This is a genomic window from Streptomyces sp. NPDC030021, assembly GCF_055574035.1.
This window is the reverse complement of sequence record NZ_JBVIAH010000001.1, coordinates 421,322-440,088: the sequence shown is the minus strand read 5'-3', so window position 1 is coordinate 440,088 and position 18,767 is coordinate 421,322. Positions and strand designations below refer to the sequence as shown.

Genomic DNA, 18,767 nt, shown 5'->3' with positions numbered 1-18,767 from the left:
CGGCCGCGGCCGCGCCCTTGCGGTCAGGGCCGCGCACCCGTCACGGTGGCCCCATGGACCACGCCGCGGACGTCCCCGACGTCTTCGACCCCCGCATCTACGCCTCCGGCATCCCGCACGAGCGCTACCGGCTGCTGCGCGAGCGGCACCCCGTGGCCTGGCAGGCGGAGCCGGAGATCCAGGGCTGGCCCGCCGGCCCGGGCTTCTGGGCCGTCACCCGGCACGCCGATGTCGTACGGGTCCTGCGCGACCACCGGACGTACTCCTCCTGGCTGGGCGCCACCCAGATCCGCGACCCCGACCCGGCCGACCTGCCCTTCCTGCGCCGCACCATGCTCAACCAGGACCCACCCGAACACGGCCGGCTGCGGCGGCTGGTGTCCCGCGCCTTCACCCCCGCCCGCGTCGACGCCTTCGCCGGGCGGGTACGGGAGCGCGCCCGCGCCCTGCTCGCCGCCGCCCGCCAGGACGCCGAGGACGGCGCCGCCGACCTCGTACGCGCCGTCACCGACGAGTACGCGCTGCTGAACCTCACCGACCTGCTGGGTGTCCCGGCCGCCGACCGGGCCCTGCTGCTGGAGTGGACCGTACGGATCATCGGGTACCAGGACCCCGACGACGCCCCGCCGCCGCGCCTCGGCCCGGACGGCACACCGCTCAACCCGCGCTCCCCGGCCCTGCTCGGCGAGATGTTCGCGTACGCCCGCGAACTGGCCGACCACAAGCGCGCCCACCCCGGCGACGACGTGATGACCGCCCTCGCCGGGGCCGGACTCGACCCGGCCGAACTGGAGATGTTCTTCTTCCTGCTCACCGTGGCGGGCAACGACACCGTACGCAGCGCCGCCCCCGGCGGCCTGCTCGCACTGGCCGGGGCCCCGGACGCCTACCGGCGGCTCGCGGACGGAACCGTCCCGTTCGACCGGGCCGTCGACGAACTCCTGCGCGTCCACCCGCCGGTGCTCAGCTTCCGCCGCACGGCCGCCGTCGACACCGAGCTGGCCGGGCGCTCCATCCGCGCCGGGGACAAGGTGGTGGTCTTCCACGCCTCCGCCAACCACGACGAGCGCGTCTTCACCGACCCCGGCCGCCTCGACCTGGCGCGGACGCCCAACCCGCACGTCTCCTTCGGGGAGGGCCCGCACGTCTGCCTCGGCGCCCACTTCGCCCGGCTCCAGCTGCGCATCCTCTACGAGGAGTGGTGTGCGGCCATGCCCGCGCCGGAACTGGCGGGACCGCCCCGGAGGCTGGTCTCCAACTTCATCAACGGGATCACACGGCTGCCGGTTCGGGTGTCAGGGCGGCCCGGGTGACATCGGCCGCGAGCTCGGTCACATCGGGGCCGTAGGCATCGGAGTTGACCACCTTCAGCACCAGGCAGAAGGGATCCTTCCCGTACGTGCGGGCCAGCCGCTCGTGGTTGCGGGCGAGATAGCGGGCGGCGGCCTGGTTGCTGACCGCCGTCTGCCCGGAGAGCAGGAAGACGGGGCGGCCGCCCTGCGCGCCCGTCAGCCTGGCCAGCAGCACGTACTCCACCCGCCCCTTGGCCCACCGGTAGCTCTCGCCGCCCACCTGGATCGCGCCCCGGTCCTCGTGCTCCTGGGTGTCGACGTTCACCCGTACCCCCGGCAGCATCGAGGCCAGGTGCGCCACCGTACGGGAGTTGGACGTCGGGCCGCCGACGCAGAACTCGGCGCGCTCGCCGAAGCCCTGACGCGCCTCGTCGTGCGTGACGATCTGGACGTTGGCCCCGCAGTCCTTGATCAGCGCGGATATCTCCAGCAGCGCGAACGCGTCGTTGCGGTGCACCGACGACTCCTTGCCGCCCATCTGCCGGTTGACCACGAACAGGCACTCGGCGCCGGCCGGCAGTCCGAAGAACCCCTGCTTGCGGCGCAGTGTACGGCGCCACAGGTAGGTCCGGGCGAACCAGCCGAACCCGCCGCTGACGGCGGTGGCTATCACCCCGAGCACGATGTTGCGCACGTCGTCGTTCATGCGGCGGATGGTAGCGGCCGGGCGGCCTTCCTGACGCGGGGGGTGCGGTGAAGTTACGCTGCGCGAACCAGACCTGACCGGCCGTCGACCGGAGGAACCGCATGCGTGCTCCCGCCGCACGTCAGTTTGCGCTCGTCGCCCTCGCCGGGGCGCTCGTCTCCACCGGGGCCGCGGCCCCGCCCACCACGACCACCTCACCGGCCAAGGTGCCGGTCGCCGCCGGCTACGGCGGGGCCGTCGCCAGCGTCGACGCCGACGCCACCGCCGCGGGCATCGGCGTCCTGCGCTCCGGCGGCAACGCCGTGGACGCGGCGATCGCCACCGCCGCCGCGCTCGGGGTGACCGAGCCCTACTCGGCGGGCGTCGGCGGAGGCGGCTACCTCGTCTACTACGACGCCCGCTCGCACCGGGTGCACACCATCGACGGCCGCGAGACCGCCCCCGCCACCGCCACCGAGGCACTGTTCCAGGAGAACGGCCTCCCCATCCCCTTCGCGGAGGGCCAGACCAGCGGCCTCGGGGTCGGCGTGCCCGGCACCCCCGCCACCTGGAAGAGCGCCCTCGACGCCTGGGGCACCCGCCCGCTCGGCGCGCTGCTGAAGCCCGCCGAGAAACTGGCCCGCGAGGGCTTCACGGTGGACAGCACCTTCCGGGCCCAGACCGAGCTCAACCAGGACCGCTTCAAGGACTTCCCGGCGACCTCGAAGCTCTTCCTGCCGGGCGGCGCCCTGCCGGTGGTCGGCTCCACCTTCAAGAACCCCGATCTTGCCACCACCTACGCCGAACTCGGCCGCAAGGGGACCGGCGCCCTCTACCGCGGACCCCTCGCCGAGGACATCGTCCGGGCGGTGCGCACACCCCCGGTGGACCCGGCGGCCACCCGCAAGGTCCGCCCCGGCGACCTGACCACCGCCGACCTGCGCGCGTACGCGACCAAGCGGCAGGACCCGACCCGGGTGAGCTACCGCGGCCTGGACGTCTACAGCATGGCGCCCTCCTCCTCCGGCGGCACCACCGTCGGCGAGGCGCTGAACATCCTGGAGCGGACCGACCTCTCGAAGCTGTCCGAGACGCAGTACCTGCACCGCTTCATCGAGGCCTCGCGGATCTCCTTCGCCGACCGGGGCCGCTGGGTCGGTGACCCGGCGGCGGTGGACGTGCCCACGCGTGAGCTGCTCTCGCAGCGGTTCGCCGACTCGCGCGGCTGCCTGATCGCGCCGGACCGTACGCTGACCAGCCCGCTGGCCCCCGGCGACCCGCGCCACCCGGCGGCCTGCGGCGGCTCCGGCCAGGCCGCCCCGACCACGTACGAAGGGGAGAACACCACGCACCTGACGGTCGCCGACCGCTGGGGCAACGTGGTCTCCTACACCCTGACCATCGAGTCCACCGGCGGCAGCGCGATCACCGTTCCCGGGCGCGGCTTCCTGCTCAACAACGAGCTGACCGACTTCTCCTTCGCCCCGGCTTCGCCCGGCGTCCCGGACCCGAACCTGCCCGGCCCCGGCAAGCGGCCGCGCTCGTCCATGTCCCCGACGATCGTGCTGGAGGACGGCCGCCCGGTGCTCGCGGTGGGCTCCCCGGGCGGTGCCACCATCATCACCACCGTGCTGCAGACCCTGATCGGCCACCTGGACCGGGGGCTGCCGCTGGTCGACGCGATCGCCGCGCCGCGGGCCAGCCAGCGCAACCAGACCACCACCGAGCTGGAGCCGGGCCTGTGGAACAGCCCGCTGCGCGCGGAGCTGGAGGCGATCGGCCACGCTTTCCGGCAGAATCCGGAGATCGGCGCCGCGACCGGCGTGCAGCGGCTGCCGGACGGCCGCTGGCTGGCGGCGGCCGAGACCAGCCGCCGGGGCGGCGGCTCGGCGATGGTGGTCCGCCCGTACGGGAAGCCGTAGCGCCCTTCCCTAGAGGGCGGTGAGGATCCGCGGACCGTCGGCGGTGATCGCGACCGTGTGCTCCGAGTGGGCGGCGCGGCTGCCGTCGACGGTGCGCAGGGTCCAGCCGTCCGCGTCGCAGGTGTAGTCGTCCGTGCCGCCCGCGATCAGCATCGGCTCGATGGCGAGGACCAGGCCGGGGCGCAGCTTCATGCCGCGTCCCGGCGGGCCCTCGTTGGGCACGCCCGGGTCCTCGTGCATGGTGCGGCCGATGCCGTGGCCGCCGAAGCCGTCCGGCACCCCGTACCCGGCGGCTCGGCAGGTGGCACCGATCGCGTGGGCGATGTCGCCGATCCGGTTGCCGGGCACGGCGGCGGCGATCCCGGCCGCGAGGGCCGCCTCGGAGGTCTCGATCAGCCGGAGGTCGGCGGGGCGGGCCCGGCCGACCGTGAAGCTGATGGCCGCGTCGCCGGCCCAGCCGCCGAGCAGCGCCCCGAAGTCGGCGCTGACCAGGTCGCCGTCCTGCAGCAGTTGCTCGCCGGGGATGCCGTGCACGATCGCGTCGTTGACCGAGAGGCACACCGAGGCGGGGAAGGGCACCGGTGCGAACCTCGGCCGGTAGCCCAGGAAGGGCGAGGTCGCGCCGGCCTCGCGGAGCACCTCGCGCGCCACCCGGTCCAGGTCCAGCGGGGACACCCCCACGTCGGCGGCCTCCCGTACGGCGGCCAGGGCGCGGGCGACCACCCGGCCCGCGGCCCGCATCTCGTCGATCTCTCGGTCCGTCTTCAGTTTCACCATGCCAATAACTATACCGGTATAAGAATAACGGGATAGTTATTGGTGTGCGGGGTAGGATGACGGCATGGTCCGTACCCCCCTCACCCCCGAAGAGCGCGAGCGCGGCGAGCGGCTCGGCATCCTGCTGCGCGAGGCTCGCGGCGACCGGAGCATGGTCGAGGTCGCGGCCGGCGCCGGGCTCTCCGCCGAGACCCTGCGCAAGATCGAGACCGGCCGGGCACCCACCCCCGCCTTCTTCACGGTCGCCGCCCTCGCCGCGGCCCTCGGTCTCTCCCTGGACGACCTGCTGCGCCGCTGCGCCGTCGTCCCGGCCTGAGCCCGGGCCGTGTCCGGGCCTGCCGTTCGGGCGGGCCCGGCGGCCAGACGGCCCAATCGGCGGTGGGACCTCCGGAGCGCGGGGCAAGCGTGAAGGCGTGCCAGCCATGAACGCATCCAAGCGAGTCGGTTTCGCAGTCGTCGGCGCCCTCCTCGCGGGCGGCCTGCTGCTCGCGGCGTGTGCCGTCCCCGAAGGCCGCCCCCGCGCGGGCGACGTGGTCTTCCGCCACCCCGGCGTCGTCGTCAGCCACGGCCAGCTCCGGCAGGCGAAGCAGATGGTCGCGGCCGGCAAGGAACCCTGGCTCTCTGCGTACCGGGCCCTCCTGGGCAGCCGATACGCCTCGCTCGACTACACCCCGCACCCGGCCGGCGTGGTGCCCTGCCCCTTCAACAGCGGACCGCAGTCCTGTCTCGACGAACGGCAGGACGCGATCGCCGCCTACACCCACGCCCTGCTGTGGTCGGTGAACGGCAGGACCGCCCACGCGCGCAAGGCCGTACAGATCATGGACGCCTGGTCGGCCGTGATGAAGAAGCACCGCGAGGACAACGCCGGACTCCAGGCCGCCTGGTCCGGATCCAGCTGGGCCCGGGCCGCCGAGATCGTGCACGCCGACTACCCGAACTGGGAGGAGCCCCGGGTCACCCGGTTCAAGGAGATGCTGCGCAAGGCCTACCTGCCGGCCGTCCGCGCCCAGGTGCCCGCCTACAACGGCAACTGGGAACTGGCCATGACCGACGCCGCCGTCTCCATCGCCGTCTTCCTGGAGGACCAGGCGATCTTCCGGGAGTCCCTGGAGCGGTTCCGGGCGCGCGTGCCGGCGTACTTCTACCTCCGGATGGACGGCCCGCGCCCGATGGCCCCGCCGTACGCCGCCATCGCGACGGCCGCCCAGGTCAAGGCGTACTGGTTCGACCAGGGCACCTACGTCGACGGCATCGCCCAGGAGACCTGCCGCAACCTGATGCACGTCGGCTACGCGCTCGCCGCGTCCGCGCACATCGCCGAGACGGCCTGGCACCAGGGCGTCGACCTGTACGGCGAGCAGTCCGCCCGGCTGCGCACCGCGCTGGAGTTCCATGCGAAGTACCAGCTCGGGGCCGAGGCCCCGCCGTGGCTGTGCGGGGGCAAGGTGGAGCGGACCATGGGGCCCGACCTGGAGGTGGCCCTGCACCACTACGAGACGCGGACCGGCGCGAAGCTCCCGTACACCCGCGCCCTGGTCGAGAAGACGCGGCCGGCCGGAACGGACGAGCTGTTCGTGGCCTGGGAAACGGTCAGCCACGGAGAGACCCCGCCCGCCTGACATCCCCTGGGTGTCTTGCCGGTCGGGCCGGGCTCGCGGCCTGATCCGGCCCGACCGACAAGACACCCCCTAGGGTGCGGTCATGGATCTCGAAGAGCTCGGCAGGGCGCGGTACGTCAGTCTCACCACCTTCCGCAAGGACGGCACGCCCGTGGCGACACCGGTGTGGGCGGTCGCCGACGGGGGTGAGCTGTACGTGTGGACGCGCAGCGATTCGTGGAAGGTCAAGCGGATCCGCAACAACGGGCGGGTCACCGTCACCGCCTGCGACATGCGCGGGCGCGTCGGGGAAGGGGCGCAGACGCGGGAGGGCGAGGCCCGGCTGCTCGACGAGGCGGGGCTGGGGCGGGTGCGGAAGCTGATGTCGCGCAAGTACGGCTGGCAGTTCTGGTTGGTGGACGTGCCCGCCGCCCTGGCGCGCCGGGGCCGGCGTCCGCACACCGCGATCGCCGTCAAGCTTTGAGACTCCCGTAGCCCGCCCGTAACACAGGTGGGATCCAATGCGGTCATGGAGACCGCGACTTCGCTGGCGATCAGTCAACTCTCGGGATACTTAAGGGGATTGACGCAGAGGCTGGATCCCGGGGCAGGCTGGTACGGGGAGTTCCTGCGCCGGGATCCGGAGGGGATGAAGGCCTGTCTCGACGGGGCGGCGATGCCCCCGTGGGACGTGGTGGAATCGCTGCTCCGGGACCTGGCCGGGGCGCGCGGGGCGGAGTTCGCGGCGCGGGAGACCGTATACGCGGCCCAGCTGAGGGCGGCGGCCGTAGCGGTGTGGGACCGGCTGCCGGGCGGCGAGGGGGAGCTGCGGACCCTGATCGCGGCGGCGGTGGCGCAGCGGGCCGAGGCGCAGACGGCCCTGCGGAGCCTGACGGTACGCCTCGGCAGGGCCGCCGACCGGACCGGGACGGACGCCCTCACCCGGGAACTCTCCTGGGCCCAGGACGACGTGGCCCGCGCCGTGGCCCGGCACGAAGACCTGGCTGCCCGCCTGCGGGCCCTGCGGGCGGGCCCCGACGGGCAGTGGCCGGCGCGGCCGGAGACCGCGGAGTGGCTGCCCGGGGTGCCCCGGCAGCGGACGGCGCGCGCCGAACCGAGCGCCGGGCCGGGCAACGGGCCGGGCGCCGAACCGGGCAACGGGCCGGTCGCCGGGCCGAACGCCGCGCCGCAAGCGCCCGCCGCCGAGGAGCCCCCCGCGCGCGCCGAGGCACCGGTCGGCCGGGCCGAGGGGCGGTGGCTGCGCGGTGCGCGACGCTCCGGCGGCGCCCGGTACGCGGGCTCGGCGGCTCCCGAGGCCCCGGCCTTCACCCCGCCGCCGGGACACCCCGGCGGGGACGGCACGCCGGGTTCCGGTCCCGGCGCCGCGCTCCCCGCGCCGCGCGGAGCCCGCTTCGGCATCCCGGACGCCCCCGCACCCGAGGCCCCCGGCACCGCCGAGCCCGCGCCCCGCCCCGTCCCGCGTCCCGAGCACCGGGCCGGGCCTTCGGCGGGCGTCCCCGGAGCCGTCGCCGCCGCCCTGCTCGCCCTGCGCGCCCAGGGCCGCAGCGGTGAGGCGCACGCCCTGCTGTGCGAGGCCGCGGCCCGGCCCGCCGAACACCTGCCCGCACTCGCGGCCGAGCTGACCGGGGCGGGGCTGGCGGCCGACTGGGCCACCCTGCTGTGGGAGGCGGCCTCACTCCCGCCCGAGCGGCTCGCGGCGGCCGCGGCCGCCCTCGGCGCCGCCGGCCGGGAGGCCGACTGCGACGCCCTGCTGCGCCAGGGTGCCGCCCGCCCGGCCGCCGAGGTCGCGGACGCGGCGCTCGCCCTCGACGGGGCCGGCCGGATCCGCGAGGCCGACGCCCTGCTCGGCGCCTTCGTCAGGGTGCGCACCGCCGAGGAGGCGGCGGGCCTGGCCCGGCACGACCCGCAGTGGTTCGCCCCGCGACTGCTCCGGGCGGCCCGGGGGCTGCCCGGGCCCCGGCACCGCGACCTGGTCCACGCCCTGCGGGTGGCGGGCCTCGCCGGTGCGTAGGGGTTCCTAACCCGCCCGTCTCCTGACCGCATTCGACCGCGGGGCGACGTAACGTGATCGACTACTCCAACCGCGCACGGCGGTCTTGCCCCACGCTGTGACGAGGCCTACGTTCTACTCCCTACGCATACCGTCTACGTGCGTAGAACCCGGCGTTCCCGTCGCGAGGAGCAGCTCATGGCCCAAGTCGTCCGCGCCGCGCTGGTCCAGGCCACCTGGACCGGAGACACCGAGTCGATGATCGCCAAACACGAGGAGCACGCCCGCCGGGCAGCAGCCGAGGGCGCGCAGATCATCGGCTTCCAAGAGGTCTTCAACGCCCCCTACTTCTGTCAGGTCCAGGAGCCCGAGCACTACGGCTGGGCCGAGGCCGTCCCCGACGGCCCGACCGTACGCCGGATGCAGGACCTCGCCCGCGAGACCGGCATGGTGATCGTCGTACCGGTCTTCGAGCTGGAGAGCGAGGGCTTCTACTACAACACCGCCGCCGTCATTGACGCCGACGGCAGCTACCTGGGCAAGTACCGCAAGCACCACATCCCCCAGGTCAAAGGCTTCTGGGAGAAGTACTACTTCCGTCCGGGCAATCTCGGCTGGCCCGTCTTCGACACCGCCGTCGGCCGGATCGGCGTCTACATCTGCTACGACCGCCACTTCCCCGAGGGATGGCGCCAGCTGGGCCTGGCCGGCGCCCAGCTGGTCTACAACCCCTCCGCCACCTCCCGAGGCCTGTCCGCGTACCTGTGGCAGCTGGAGCAGCCCGCCTCCGCCGTCGCCAACGAGTACTTCATCGCCGCCATCAACCGCGTCGGCCAGGAGGAGTACGGCGACAACGACTTCTACGGCACCAGCTACTTCGTCGACCCGCGCGGCCAGTTCGTCGGGGAGGTCGCCAGCGACAAGGACGAGGAACTCGTCGTCCGCGACCTCGACTTCGACCTGATCAAGGAGGTCCGCGACCAGTGGGCCTTCTACCGCGACCGCCGTCCCGACGCCTACGGAGGGCTCGTACAGCCGTGACCAACCCGACCCCGCTCCACAGCCGCCACCGCACCGTCCTGCCCGACTGGCTCGCGCTCTACTACAAGCACCCCATCGAGCTCACCCACGGCGACGGCCGCCATGTCTGGGACGCGGACGGCAACCGCTACCTCGACTTCTTCGGCGGCATCCTCACCACGATGACCGCGCACGCCCTGCCCGAGGTCACCAAGGCCGTGTCCGAGCAGGCCGGACGGATCATCCACTCCTCCACCCTGTACCTCAACCGGCCGATGATCGAGCTGGCCGAGCGGGTCGCCGCCCTCTCCGGCATCCCCGACGCCCGGGTCTTCTTCACCACCTCCGGCACCGAGGCCAACGACACCGCCCTGCTGCTCGCGACGACGTACCGCCGGTCCAACCAGATCCTGGCGATGCGCAACAGCTACCACGGCCGGTCCTTCTCCACCGTCTCGATCACCGGCAACCGCGGCTGGTCCCCGACCAGCCTCTCGCCGCTGCAGACGTACTACGTCCAGGGCGCGGTCCGCACCCGCGGCCCCCTCGCCCACCTGGACGACGCCGCCTTCACCGCCGCCGCCGTCGAGGACCTGGAGGACGTACTCGGCCAGGCCCGCGGGGGAGTGGCCGCCCTCATCGCCGAACCCATCCAGGGCGTCGGCGGCTTCACCTCCCCGCCCGACGGCCTCTACGGCGCCTTCCGCGAGGTCCTGAACCGCCACGGCATCCTGTGGATCAGCGACGAGGTGCAGACCGGCTGGGGCCGCACCGGCGACAACTTCTGGGGCTGGCAGGCACACGCCCAGAACGGCCCGCCGGACATCCTCACCTTCGCCAAGGGCATCGGCAACGGCATGTCCATCGGCGGGGTCGTGGCCCGCGCCGAGGTGATGAACTGCCTGGACTCCAACTCCATCTCCACCTTCGGCGGCTCCCCGGTCACCATGGCGGCCGGCGTGGCCAACCTCGCGTACCTGCTGGAGCACGACCTCCAGGGCAACGCCCGCCGCGTCGGCGGCCTGCTCCTGGAGCGGCTGCGCGGCATCGCCGCCACCGTCCCCGCCGTACGGGAGATCCGGGGCCGGGGCCTGATGGCCGGCCTCGAACTCACGAAGCCGGGCACGGACGAAGCCGACCCGGACGCGGCCGCCGCCGTCCTGGAGGCGGCCCGCGAAGGCGGCCTGCTGCTCGGCAAGGGGGGCGGGTACAACACCAGCGTGCTGCGCATCGCGCCGCCGCTCTCCCTCACCGTCGCCGAGGCGGAAGAGGGCGCCGAGATCCTCGAACAGGCATTGCGCAGCATCCAGTAGGGGGATCACATGAGCATCCGCACCCTGATCCGCGGCGGCCTCGTCGTCACCGCCTCCGACGAAGTGCACGCGGACGTCCTGATCGAGGACGGCCGCGTGGCGGCGCTGGCCGCACACGGCTCGGCGGCCGCCGGAGCCTGGACGGCCGACCGCACGATCGACGCGACCGGGAAGTACGTGATCCCCGGCGGGGTCGACGCGCACACCCACATGGAACTTCCCTTCGGAGGCACCTCGGCCTCCGACACCTTCGAGACCGGAACCAGAGCCGCGGCCTGGGGCGGCACCACCACCATCGTCGACTTCGCCGTGCAGAGCGTGGGCCACTCCCTGCGCGAGGGACTCGACACCTGGTACGCCAAGGCCGACGGCAACTGCGCCGTCGACTACGCCTTCCACATGATCCTCTCGGACGTCAACGAGAGAACGCTCAAGGAGATGGACCACCTCGTCGGCGAGGGGGTCACCTCCTTCAAACTGTTCATGGCCTACCCCGGCGTCTTCTACAGCGACGACGGGCAGATCCTGCGCGCCATGCAGCGCGGCGCCGCCAACGGCGGGCTGATCATGATGCACGCCGAGAACGGCATCGCGATCGACGTCCTCGTCGAACAGGCCCTCGCGCGCGGGGAGACCGACCCCCGTCACCACGGTGAGGTCCGCAAGGTGCTCCTCGAAGCCGAGGCCACCCACCGCGCCATCCAGCTGGCGCGGGTCGCGGGCGCCCCGCTGTACGTGGTCCACGTCTCGGCGGAGGAAGCGGTGGCGGAGCTCGCCGCCGCCCGCGACAAGGGCCTCCCGGTCTTCGGGGAGACCTGTCCGCAGTACCTCTTCCTGTCCACCGACAACCTGGAGGAGCCCGACTTCCAGGGCGCCAAGTACGTCTGCTCCACGCCGCTGCGGCCCAAGGAACACCAGGCGGCGCTGTGGCGGGGCCTGCGGACCAACGACCTCCAAGTGGTCTCCACCGACCACTGCCCCTTCTGCTTCCGGGGCCAGAAGGAACTGGGCCGCGGGGACTTCTCGAAGATCCCCAACGGGCTGCCGGGGGTGGAGAACCGTATGGACCTCCTCCACCAGGCGGTCCTGGACGGGCACATCAGCCGCCGCCGCTGGATCGAGATCGCGTGTGCGACCCCGGCCCGGATGTTCGGCCTCTACCCGCAGAAGGGCACCATCGCGCCGGGCTCCGACGCCGACATCGTGCTCTACGATCCGCACGCCGAGCAGGTCATCTCCGCCGAGACCCACCACATGAACGTGGACTACTCGGCGTACGAGGGCAGGCGGATCACCGGACGCGTCGACACCGTGCTCTCGCGCGGCGAACTCGTCATCGACCAGCGCGAATTCACCGGCCGGGCCGGCCACGGGGCCTTCGTCCCCCGCTCCACCTGCCAGTACCTGTAAAGCGTCAAGGAGCCGCCCCATGGACTTCGGCCTCGTCCTGCAGACCGACCCGCCCGCCTCCCAGGTCATCAGCCTCATGAAGCGCGCCGAGCGCAACGGCTTCCGCTACGGCTGGACCTTCGACTCCGCCGTGCTGTGGCAGGAGCCGTTCGTCATCTACAGCCAGATCCTGGAGCACACCCGCAAGCTGCACATCGGCCCCATGGTCACCAACCCCGGCACCCGCACCTGGGAGGTGACCGCCTCCACCTTCGCCACCCTCAACGACATGTTCGGCAACCGCACCGTCTGCGGGATCGGGCGCGGGGACTCGGCGATGCGCGTCGCCGGGCGCAAGCCCAACACCCTGGCCCGCCTGGGCGAGGCCATCGACGTCATCCGGGACCTGGCCGAGGGCCGCGAGGCCCTGGTGGACGGCAACCCGATCCGCCTGCCGTGGGTCCGCGACGGGAAACTCCCCGTCTGGATGGCGGCGTACGGGCCGAAGGCCCTGGCCCTGGCGGGGGAGAAGGCCGACGGGTTCATCCTCCAGCTCGCCGACCTCTACCTGACCGAGTGGATGGTCAAGTCGGTCCGCGAGGCCGCCGTCGCGGCCGGCCGCGACCCGGCGGAGATCACCATCTGCGTGGCGGCGCCCGCGTACGTGAGCGAGGACCTCGCGCACGCCCGCGACCAGTGCCGCTGGTTCGGCGGAATGGTCGGCAACCACGTCGCCGACCTCGTCGGCCGCTACGGCGAGCACTCCTCGATGGTTCCCGACGAGCTCACCGAGTACATCAAGGCCCGCCAGGGCTACGACTACAGCCACCACGGCCGGGCCGGGAACCCGTCCACCGACTTCGTCCCCGACGAGATCGTCGACCGCTTCTGCCTGCTGGGGCCGGCCGAGGCGCACATCGAGAAGCTGCGGGCCCTGCGCGACCTGGGCGTCGACCAGTTCGCCGTCTACGACATGCACGACGCGCGGGAGGCCACGATCGACGCCTACGGCCAGCACATCATTCCGGTGCTGCGCGACTGACCTGCCGCACCCGCCCAGCAAGCCGCCTCCCCCGCCGGGCACACCGCCCGTGCGGGGGAGGCGGCTCGCTCTGCCGGTCGCGGTCGCGGCCGGAGGGGTGTTGGCGAGGCCGGATTCAGGTCCGTGAGGTCTCTCGGTGCGGCAGGCCGTCCAGGAGCTCGCGTTCGGCCGAGCTGAACTGAGGGTGGTCGAGCCGAGGACGCAACGGGCCGATGAGGGCGGCCAACAGCACGCCGGGTCTGACCAGGGAAGCGGGCGGAGCCTGGAGCGCCAGGACGTCGGTCAGGGCCGTGGCGGCACGGAACGATCCGGTCGCCGTGCGGGACAGGCGGCTGACGTAGCGGCGGAGAAGGCGGTCGGTGAGCTTCGGGCGCTTGCCCCGGGTGGTCGTGAAATGGATGTCCTGACCGGTGGCAAGGGCCCAAGCGGTGTTCACGGGCCGGGCGATGGCGCGCTGCGCGCGGTGGGCCAGGTCGAGGGTCGGGCCGGTCGCGAGCAGGTCGCGCAGCGCGAGGGCGCCCAGCGCTGCCACCGACATGCCCTGTGCGTAGACAGGGTTGAAGGTGGCGACGGAATCCCCCAGTGCCACCAGGCCGTCGGGCCGCGCGCCGAGCCGTTCGTAGTGGTAGCGCCGATTCGCGGTGCTGTGGGTGACGCTGACATCGCCGAGCGGTTCGGCGTGCTGCAGCAGGTCGGCCAGGATGGGGTGGCGCAGCGTACGGGCGAAGGGCTCGAAATGCTCGGCGGCGCGGGTGGGCTCCCCGCCGGGGGCTCCCATCAGGCTGACGTGCCAGCGGTCGCCGTCGATCGGCAGAATGCCGCCGGCCTTGGCGGGCTGCCGCAGAAGCGGGTCGGCCTGCACGCCGACGACCGGCCAGCCGCGTGTGGGGACCGGGGCCCGGTAGAGGCGGCTCGCATAGACCATGCCGGAGTCGAGACGCTCCTCGGTGAGGCCGGTGAGTCCGAGCCGGGCAAGCCACCGGGGCAGCCGGGAGGCCCGGCCGGAGGCGTCGATGACCAGGTCGGCCCGCAGTTCCGCCTCGATGCCGTCGGCACCACGCAGTCGTACGCCCTTGACGGCATGGCGGTCGCCGAGCAGCCCGACCACCTTGGTGTGCGTACGGACGGTGACCCGCAAGTCCTTCAGGACCTCCTCGCGGACCACGAGGTCTGTCAGGTCCCGGCTCGCGGTGATCACGTAGTGGGTGGCGCGCTGCCAGCGCCGGTACCAACCCTCGGGCGAGTAGATCACCATGTCGGTGGTCACCGGTATGCGGTGGGCGCCCGCGGCCATCAACAGGTCGATGCTGCCCGGCAGCAGGGCGTCGATGGCCTCTGCGCCGCCGGCCTGCAGCCAGTGGATATGGGCGGCTTGGGGAACCCCGGTGCGCGGTTCGGGCCCTGCGGGCAACTCGTGGGCCTCGAGGATCTCGACGGAATCGACATGTTCCTTGACCGCTGCTGCCGCGAGCATGCCGGCGAGGCTGCCCCCGATGATGACGACACGCCTGGGGGCGTGGCTCGTGGCTCGGCTCATGGCGGGCTGCCTTCTGCGCGGGCGCGATGGTGCGCATGGACGTTCCGGACCGCGGGCGAAGCGAGCGCCAGGAACAGCGGAACCGGGTCCCCGGCGCGCAACTCCCATGTCGAAGTAGCGTCTTGCAGGGACTCGGTATGCGTCCACTGCCGCTCGCGAGCGGCCCGGATCATGGTCGCATCCGCGGCGACCGCCGCGGAAGAACCACCCGTCCACATGCGTCCGGGGCGGCGGCCGACGGCCGCCGCCCCGGACAGCCGGCCCGCCCCGGCCCGTGGCGGGCCGGAGCGGTGACCGGTGTTCGGTCAGGGAAGGAGCGGGACGAGGACGAGTGTCAGCGGCGCCGTCACGGAGGAAGCGGCGTAGCAGCTCGTCCCCGCGAAGGACGCGGTGTAGCTCGTCGCCGTGATCACCGTGCTGGGAACCGTCAGCGTCGGCGGGGCCAGTGTCGCCACCCCGCCGGCGTTGGTGAGCGCGGTCCCGAGGACGACGGGCCCGAGCGTCGTGTTCGCCCTGAAGGTGACCAGTTGTCCCGGGAGCGGAGCGGCGGTGGAGGTGACCTTGAGCGTGGCGCTCATCGACTGGATGACGAACGTGCCGTTCGTCCGCAGGCGGATCTGCGCCGGGGCCGCCGTCAGCGTCGTGGGAGCCGGGTTCACGGTCAGGTTGGCCGACGTTGCCGAGGGACTGTGGCAGGTACCACCGTTGTAGACGGCGGTGACCGTGCCGCTGGCGCCCGCGGTGGTGGTGACGCAGGCCGTGCCGCCGGCGTTGAGTGTCACGGTCTGGACGAAGCCGCCGGGTCCGGTGAAGGTGACCGTCCCGGTGGGCGTACCGCTGCCCGGAGCGACGGTGGTGACCGTGGCGCAGAACGTCACCGGGCGGCCGCAGACTGCGGGGTTGGGGGTGATGGTGAGCGCGGTCGTGGTCTGGGCGTTGTTCACGGTCACGCCCGTCGCGCCCTTCGACGGCTTGAAGCATCCGTCGCCGTTGTACGCGGCCGTGACTGAGCCGCTGGTGAGGCTGCTGGTGGTGACGCAGGCCGTGCCGCCCGCGTTCAGGGGCACCGTCGTGTTGAGTCCGCCGGGGCCGGTGAAGGTGACGGTTCCGGTGGGGGTGCCGCTGCCGGGTGCCACTGCGGTGACCGTGGCGCACACCGTCACGGACTGGCCGCACACCGAGGGGTTGGGGGTGACCGTCACCGACACCGCACTGGCCGCCTGGTTGACGGTCACCGGCGCAGTGCCGGTCGACGAGGAGAAGCATCCCGCGCCGTTGTAGACGGCTGTGACGGTGCCGCTGGTGAGGCTGCTGGTGGTGACGCAGGCTGTGCCGCTGGCGTTCAGGGGCACCGTCGTGTTCAGTCCGCCGGGGCCGGTGAAGGTGACGGTTCCGGTGGGGGTGCCGCTGCCGGGTGCGACCGCGGTGACGGTGGCGCACACCGTCACGGACTGGCCGCACACCGAGGGGTTGGGGGTCACCGACACGCTGGTGGTGCTGGATGCCTGGTTGACGGTCACCGGCGCGGTGCCGGTCGATGAGGAGAAGCATCCGTCGCCGTTGTAGACGGCTGTGACGGTGCCGCTGGTGAGGCTGCTGGTGGTGACGCAGGCCGTGCCGCCCGCGTCCAGGGGCACGGTCGTGTTCAGTCCGCCGGGGCCGGTGAAGGTGACCGTTCCGGTGGGGGTGCTGCTGGCCGCTCCCGTGACCGTCGCGCACACCGTCACGGACTGGCCGCACACCGAGGGGTTGGGGGTCACCGACACGGTGGTGGTGCTGGCGGCCTGGTTGACCGTCACGTCGAACGGACCCTCCGAGCCGGCGAAGCAGGTGTCACCGTTGTAGGTGGCCGAGTACGTGCCGCTGGTGAGGCTGCTGGTGGTCAGGCAGGCCGTGCCGCCTGCGTCGAGCGCCAGTGTCACGTTCAGTCCGCCGGGGCCGGTGAAGGTGACGGTGCCTGTGGGGGTGCCGCTGCCGGGTGCGACCGCGGTGACGGTGGCGCACACGGTCACGGGCTCGCCGCATACCGAGGGGTCGGGGGTCACCGTTACCGAGACCGCGCTGGATGCCTGGTTGACGGTCACCGGCGCGGTGCCGGTCGACGAGGAGAAGCAACCGTCGCCGTTGTAGACGGCTGTGACGGTGCCGCTGGTGAGGCTGCTGGTGGTGACGCAGGCCGTGCCGCCCGCGTTCAGGGGCACCGTCGTGTTGAGTCCGCCGGGGCCGGTGAAGGTGACGGTTCCGGTGGGGGTGCCGCTGCCGGGTGCGACCGCGGTGACGTTGGCGCACACCGTCACGGACTGGCCGCATACGGACGGGTCGGGGTCCACGGTCACCGAGACCGCGCTGGATGCCTGGTTGACGGTCACCGGCGCGGTGCCGGTCGACGAGGAGAAGCAACCGTCGCCGTCGTAGACGGCCGTGACCGTGCCGGTCTCCAGCTCGGTCGTGGTCAGGCAGGCCGTGCCGCCGGCGTCCAGGGGGACGGTCGTGTTCAGCCCGGCCCCGGTGAAGGTGACGGTTCCGGTGGGGGTGCCGCTGCCGGGTGCGACCGCGGTGACCGTGGCGCACACCGTCACTGTCTCGCCGCACACCGACGGGTTGGGTTCCACCGTCACCGAGACCGTGCTCGACGCCTGGTTGACCGTCACGTCGAGGGTGTCGGTCGATGTGGTGAAGCATGCGTCGCCGTTGTAGACGGCTGTGACGGTGCCGCTGGTGAGGCTGCTGGTGGTGACGCAGGCTGTGCCGCCGGCGTCCAGGGGTACGGTCGTGTTGAGTCCGCCGGGGCCGGTGAAGGTGACGGTTCCGGTGGGGGTGCCGCTGCCGGGTGCGACCGCGGTGACGGTAGCGCAGACCGTCACGGTCTCACCGCACACCGAGGGGTTGGGGTCGACGGATACGGTGGTGGTGCTGGCGGCCTGGTTGACCGTCACGTCGAAGAGACCGTCCGAGCCGGCGAAGCAGGAGTCGCCGTTGTAGGTGGCCGAGTACGTGCCGCTGGTGAGGCTGCTGGTGGTCAGGCATGCGGTGCCTTCTGCGTCCAGCGTCAGTGTCACGTTCAGTCCGCCGGGGCCGGTGAAGGTGACCGTTCCGGTGGGGGTGCCGCTGCCCGGCGCGACTGCGGTGACGGTGGCGCACACCGTCACGGTCTCGCCGCACACCGACGGGTTGGGCTCGACCGTCACCGCCACCGTGCTGGCCGCCTGGTTGACCGTCACGTCGAAGGTGCCCGTCGACGGCAGGAAGCAGGTGTCACCCGTGTAGGTGACGGTGACCGTGCCGGTCTCCAAGGCGGTCGTGGTGACGCAGGCCGTGCCGCCGGCGTCCAGCCCCGCGACAAGAGTGCTGCCGTCGGGCAGCAGGAAGGTGACGGTTCCGGTGGGGGTACCGCTGCCGGGTGCCATTGCGGTGACGGTGGCGCACACGGTCACGGTCTCGCCGCACACCGACGGGTTGGGCTCCACCGTCACCGACACCACGCTCGACGCCTGGTTGACGGTCACGTCCAGTGAGCCCGTCGACGGCAGGAAGCAGGTGTCACCCGCGTAGGTGACGGTGACCGTGCCGGTCTCCAAGGCGGTCGTGGTGACGCAGGCTGTGCCGCCTGCGTCCAGGGTCACCGTCTCGTTGAGCCCGCCGGGGCCGGTGAAGGTGACGGTTCCGGTGGGGGTGCCGCTGCCGGGTGCGACTGCGGTGACGGTGGCGCACACGGTCACGGACTCGCCGCATACCGACGGGTTGGGCTCCACCGTCACCGACACCGCACTGGATGCCGGGTTGACCGCCAGATCCACGGTGCCGGTGGACGAGGAGAAGCATTCATCGCCGTTGTAGGTGGCGGTGACCGTGCCGGTCTCCAGTGCGGTCGTGGTCAGGCATGCGGTGCCGCCGGCGTCCAGGGTCACGGTCTCGTTGAGCCCGCCGGGGCCGGTGAAGGTGACGGTTCCGGTGGGGGTGCCGCTGCCGGGTGCGACTGCGGTGACCGTGGCGCAGACCGTCACGGCTTCGCCGCATACCGACGGGTTGGGCTCCACCGTCACCGACACCGTGCTCGACGCCTGGTTGACGGTCACCGGCGCGGTGCCGGTGGACGAGGAGAAGCATTCATCGCCGTTGTAGGTGGCGGTGACCGTGCCGGTCTCCAGTGCGGTCGTGGTCAGGCATGCGGTGCCGCC

Annotated in this window: 14 protein-coding genes; 10 read left to right on the top strand and 4 right to left on the bottom strand. The window is 72.6% G+C overall.

Annotation, left to right across the window (positions count from 1 at the left end):
* Positions 1–53: 53 nt before the first annotated feature.
* A complete protein-coding gene (locus ACZ4YL_RS01890) occupies positions 54–1,313 on the top strand; it encodes a cytochrome P450 (protein WP_468113259.1) in 1,260 nt (419 codons plus the stop codon).
* On the opposite strand, the gene ACZ4YL_RS01885 is transcribed toward ACZ4YL_RS01890, so the two are convergent.
* Positions 1,273–1,998 carry a hypothetical protein gene (locus tag ACZ4YL_RS01885; RefSeq protein WP_468113258.1) on the bottom strand — a complete coding sequence of 242 codons (726 nt, stop codon included), beginning with the start codon at positions 1,996–1,998 and terminating at the stop codon, positions 1,273–1,275. The two genes, ACZ4YL_RS01890 and ACZ4YL_RS01885, sit on opposite strands and share 41 nt — an antisense overlap.
* Positions 1,999–2,099: 101 nt before the next feature.
* On the opposite strand from ACZ4YL_RS01885, the gene ggt reads away from it, so the two are divergent.
* Positions 2,100–3,899, top strand: coding sequence for a gamma-glutamyltransferase (gene ggt, locus ACZ4YL_RS01880; protein WP_468113257.1), 1,800 nt, complete (start codon positions 2,100–2,102; stop codon positions 3,897–3,899).
* 9 nt (positions 3,900–3,908) lie between these two features.
* Here ggt and map read toward each other — a convergent pair whose 3' ends face one another.
* Positions 3,909–4,676 (bottom strand): type I methionyl aminopeptidase, encoded by a 768-nt coding sequence (map, locus tag ACZ4YL_RS01875; RefSeq protein ID WP_468113256.1) that lies wholly within the window; start codon positions 4,674–4,676, stop codon positions 3,909–3,911.
* A gap of 64 nt (positions 4,677–4,740) precedes the next feature.
* On the opposite strand from map, the gene ACZ4YL_RS01870 reads away from it, so the two are divergent.
* The 8 genes from ACZ4YL_RS01870 to ACZ4YL_RS01835 all read left to right on the top strand — a co-directional run bounded on the left by ACZ4YL_RS01870 (position 4,741) and on the right by ACZ4YL_RS01835 (position 13,052).
* The gene (locus tag ACZ4YL_RS01870) at positions 4,741–4,992 is read left to right on the top strand and encodes a helix-turn-helix domain-containing protein (RefSeq protein WP_468113255.1); all 252 of its coding nucleotides are present in this window, start codon (positions 4,741–4,743) and stop codon (positions 4,990–4,992) included.
* Between the two features lie 106 nt (positions 4,993–5,098).
* The gene (locus ACZ4YL_RS01865) at positions 5,099–6,298 is read left to right on the top strand and encodes an alginate lyase family protein (protein ID WP_468113254.1); all 1,200 of its coding nucleotides are present in this window, start codon (positions 5,099–5,101) and stop codon (positions 6,296–6,298) included.
* A gap of 82 nt (positions 6,299–6,380) precedes the next feature.
* Positions 6,381–6,761 carry a PPOX class F420-dependent oxidoreductase gene (locus tag ACZ4YL_RS01860; protein WP_468113253.1) on the top strand — a complete coding sequence of 127 codons (381 nt, stop codon included), beginning with the start codon at positions 6,381–6,383 and terminating at the stop codon, positions 6,759–6,761.
* A gap of 99 nt (positions 6,762–6,860) precedes the next feature.
* Positions 6,861–8,309 carry a hypothetical protein gene (locus tag ACZ4YL_RS01855; protein ID WP_468113252.1) on the top strand — a complete coding sequence of 483 codons (1,449 nt, stop codon included), beginning with the start codon at positions 6,861–6,863 and terminating at the stop codon, positions 8,307–8,309.
* 177 nt (positions 8,310–8,486) lie between these two features.
* On the top strand, positions 8,487–9,329 hold the full coding sequence (locus tag ACZ4YL_RS01850) for a nitrilase-related carbon-nitrogen hydrolase (RefSeq protein ID WP_468113251.1): 843 nt from the start codon (positions 8,487–8,489) through the stop codon (positions 9,327–9,329).
* Positions 9,326–10,621: an aspartate aminotransferase family protein gene (locus ACZ4YL_RS01845; RefSeq protein ID WP_468113250.1), complete on the top strand. Its 1,296-nt coding sequence runs from the start codon at positions 9,326–9,328 to the stop codon at positions 10,619–10,621. The genes ACZ4YL_RS01850 and ACZ4YL_RS01845 overlap by 4 nt, the downstream gene beginning before the upstream one ends.
* A gap of 9 nt (positions 10,622–10,630) precedes the next feature.
* Positions 10,631–12,031, top strand: coding sequence for a dihydropyrimidinase (gene hydA / locus ACZ4YL_RS01840; RefSeq protein ID WP_373041576.1), 1,401 nt, complete (start codon positions 10,631–10,633; stop codon positions 12,029–12,031).
* A 19-nt stretch (positions 12,032–12,050) separates the two neighbouring features.
* Positions 12,051–13,052 (top strand): TIGR03842 family LLM class F420-dependent oxidoreductase, encoded by a 1,002-nt coding sequence (locus ACZ4YL_RS01835; RefSeq protein WP_468113249.1) that lies wholly within the window; start codon positions 12,051–12,053, stop codon positions 13,050–13,052.
* Between the two features lie 115 nt (positions 13,053–13,167).
* On the opposite strand, the gene ACZ4YL_RS01830 is transcribed toward ACZ4YL_RS01835, so the two are convergent.
* Together ACZ4YL_RS01830 and ACZ4YL_RS01825 are read right to left on the bottom strand one after the other, a co-directional pair.
* On the bottom strand, positions 13,168–14,589 hold the full coding sequence (locus ACZ4YL_RS01830) for an NAD(P)/FAD-dependent oxidoreductase (RefSeq protein ID WP_468113248.1): 1,422 nt from the start codon (positions 14,587–14,589) through the stop codon (positions 13,168–13,170).
* Between the two features lie 305 nt (positions 14,590–14,894).
* Positions 14,895–18,767, bottom strand: a 3,873-nt coding sequence (locus tag ACZ4YL_RS01825; protein ID WP_468113247.1) for a beta strand repeat-containing protein, incomplete at its 5' end; no start/stop codon positions are given.

What these genes read in the sequence shown, in the direction of transcription:
- ACZ4YL_RS01860 (WP_468113253.1), top strand. Translation starts at nt 6,381, where the DNA reads ATGGATCTCGAAGAGCTCGGCAGGGCGCGGTACGTCAGTCTCACCACC.
- ACZ4YL_RS01830 (WP_468113248.1), bottom strand. Translation starts at nt 14,589, where the DNA reads ATGAGCCGAGCCACGAGCCACGCCCCCAGGCGTGTCGTCATCATCGGG.
- ACZ4YL_RS01890 (WP_468113259.1), top strand. Translation starts at nt 54, where the DNA reads ATGGACCACGCCGCGGACGTCCCCGACGTCTTCGACCCCCGCATCTAC.
- ACZ4YL_RS01870 (WP_468113255.1), top strand. Translation starts at nt 4,741, where the DNA reads ATGGTCCGTACCCCCCTCACCCCCGAAGAGCGCGAGCGCGGCGAGCGG.
- map (WP_468113256.1), bottom strand. Translation starts at nt 4,676, where the DNA reads ATGGTGAAACTGAAGACGGACCGAGAGATCGACGAGATGCGGGCCGCG.
- ACZ4YL_RS01865 (WP_468113254.1), top strand. Translation starts at nt 5,099, where the DNA reads ATGAACGCATCCAAGCGAGTCGGTTTCGCAGTCGTCGGCGCCCTCCTC.
- ggt (WP_468113257.1), top strand. Translation starts at nt 2,100, where the DNA reads ATGCGTGCTCCCGCCGCACGTCAGTTTGCGCTCGTCGCCCTCGCCGGG.
- ACZ4YL_RS01850 (WP_468113251.1), top strand. Translation starts at nt 8,487, where the DNA reads ATGGCCCAAGTCGTCCGCGCCGCGCTGGTCCAGGCCACCTGGACCGGA.
- ACZ4YL_RS01835 (WP_468113249.1), top strand. Translation starts at nt 12,051, where the DNA reads ATGGACTTCGGCCTCGTCCTGCAGACCGACCCGCCCGCCTCCCAGGTC.
- hydA (WP_373041576.1), top strand. Translation starts at nt 10,631, where the DNA reads ATGAGCATCCGCACCCTGATCCGCGGCGGCCTCGTCGTCACCGCCTCC.
- ACZ4YL_RS01885 (WP_468113258.1), bottom strand. Translation starts at nt 1,998, where the DNA reads ATGAACGACGACGTGCGCAACATCGTGCTCGGGGTGATAGCCACCGCC.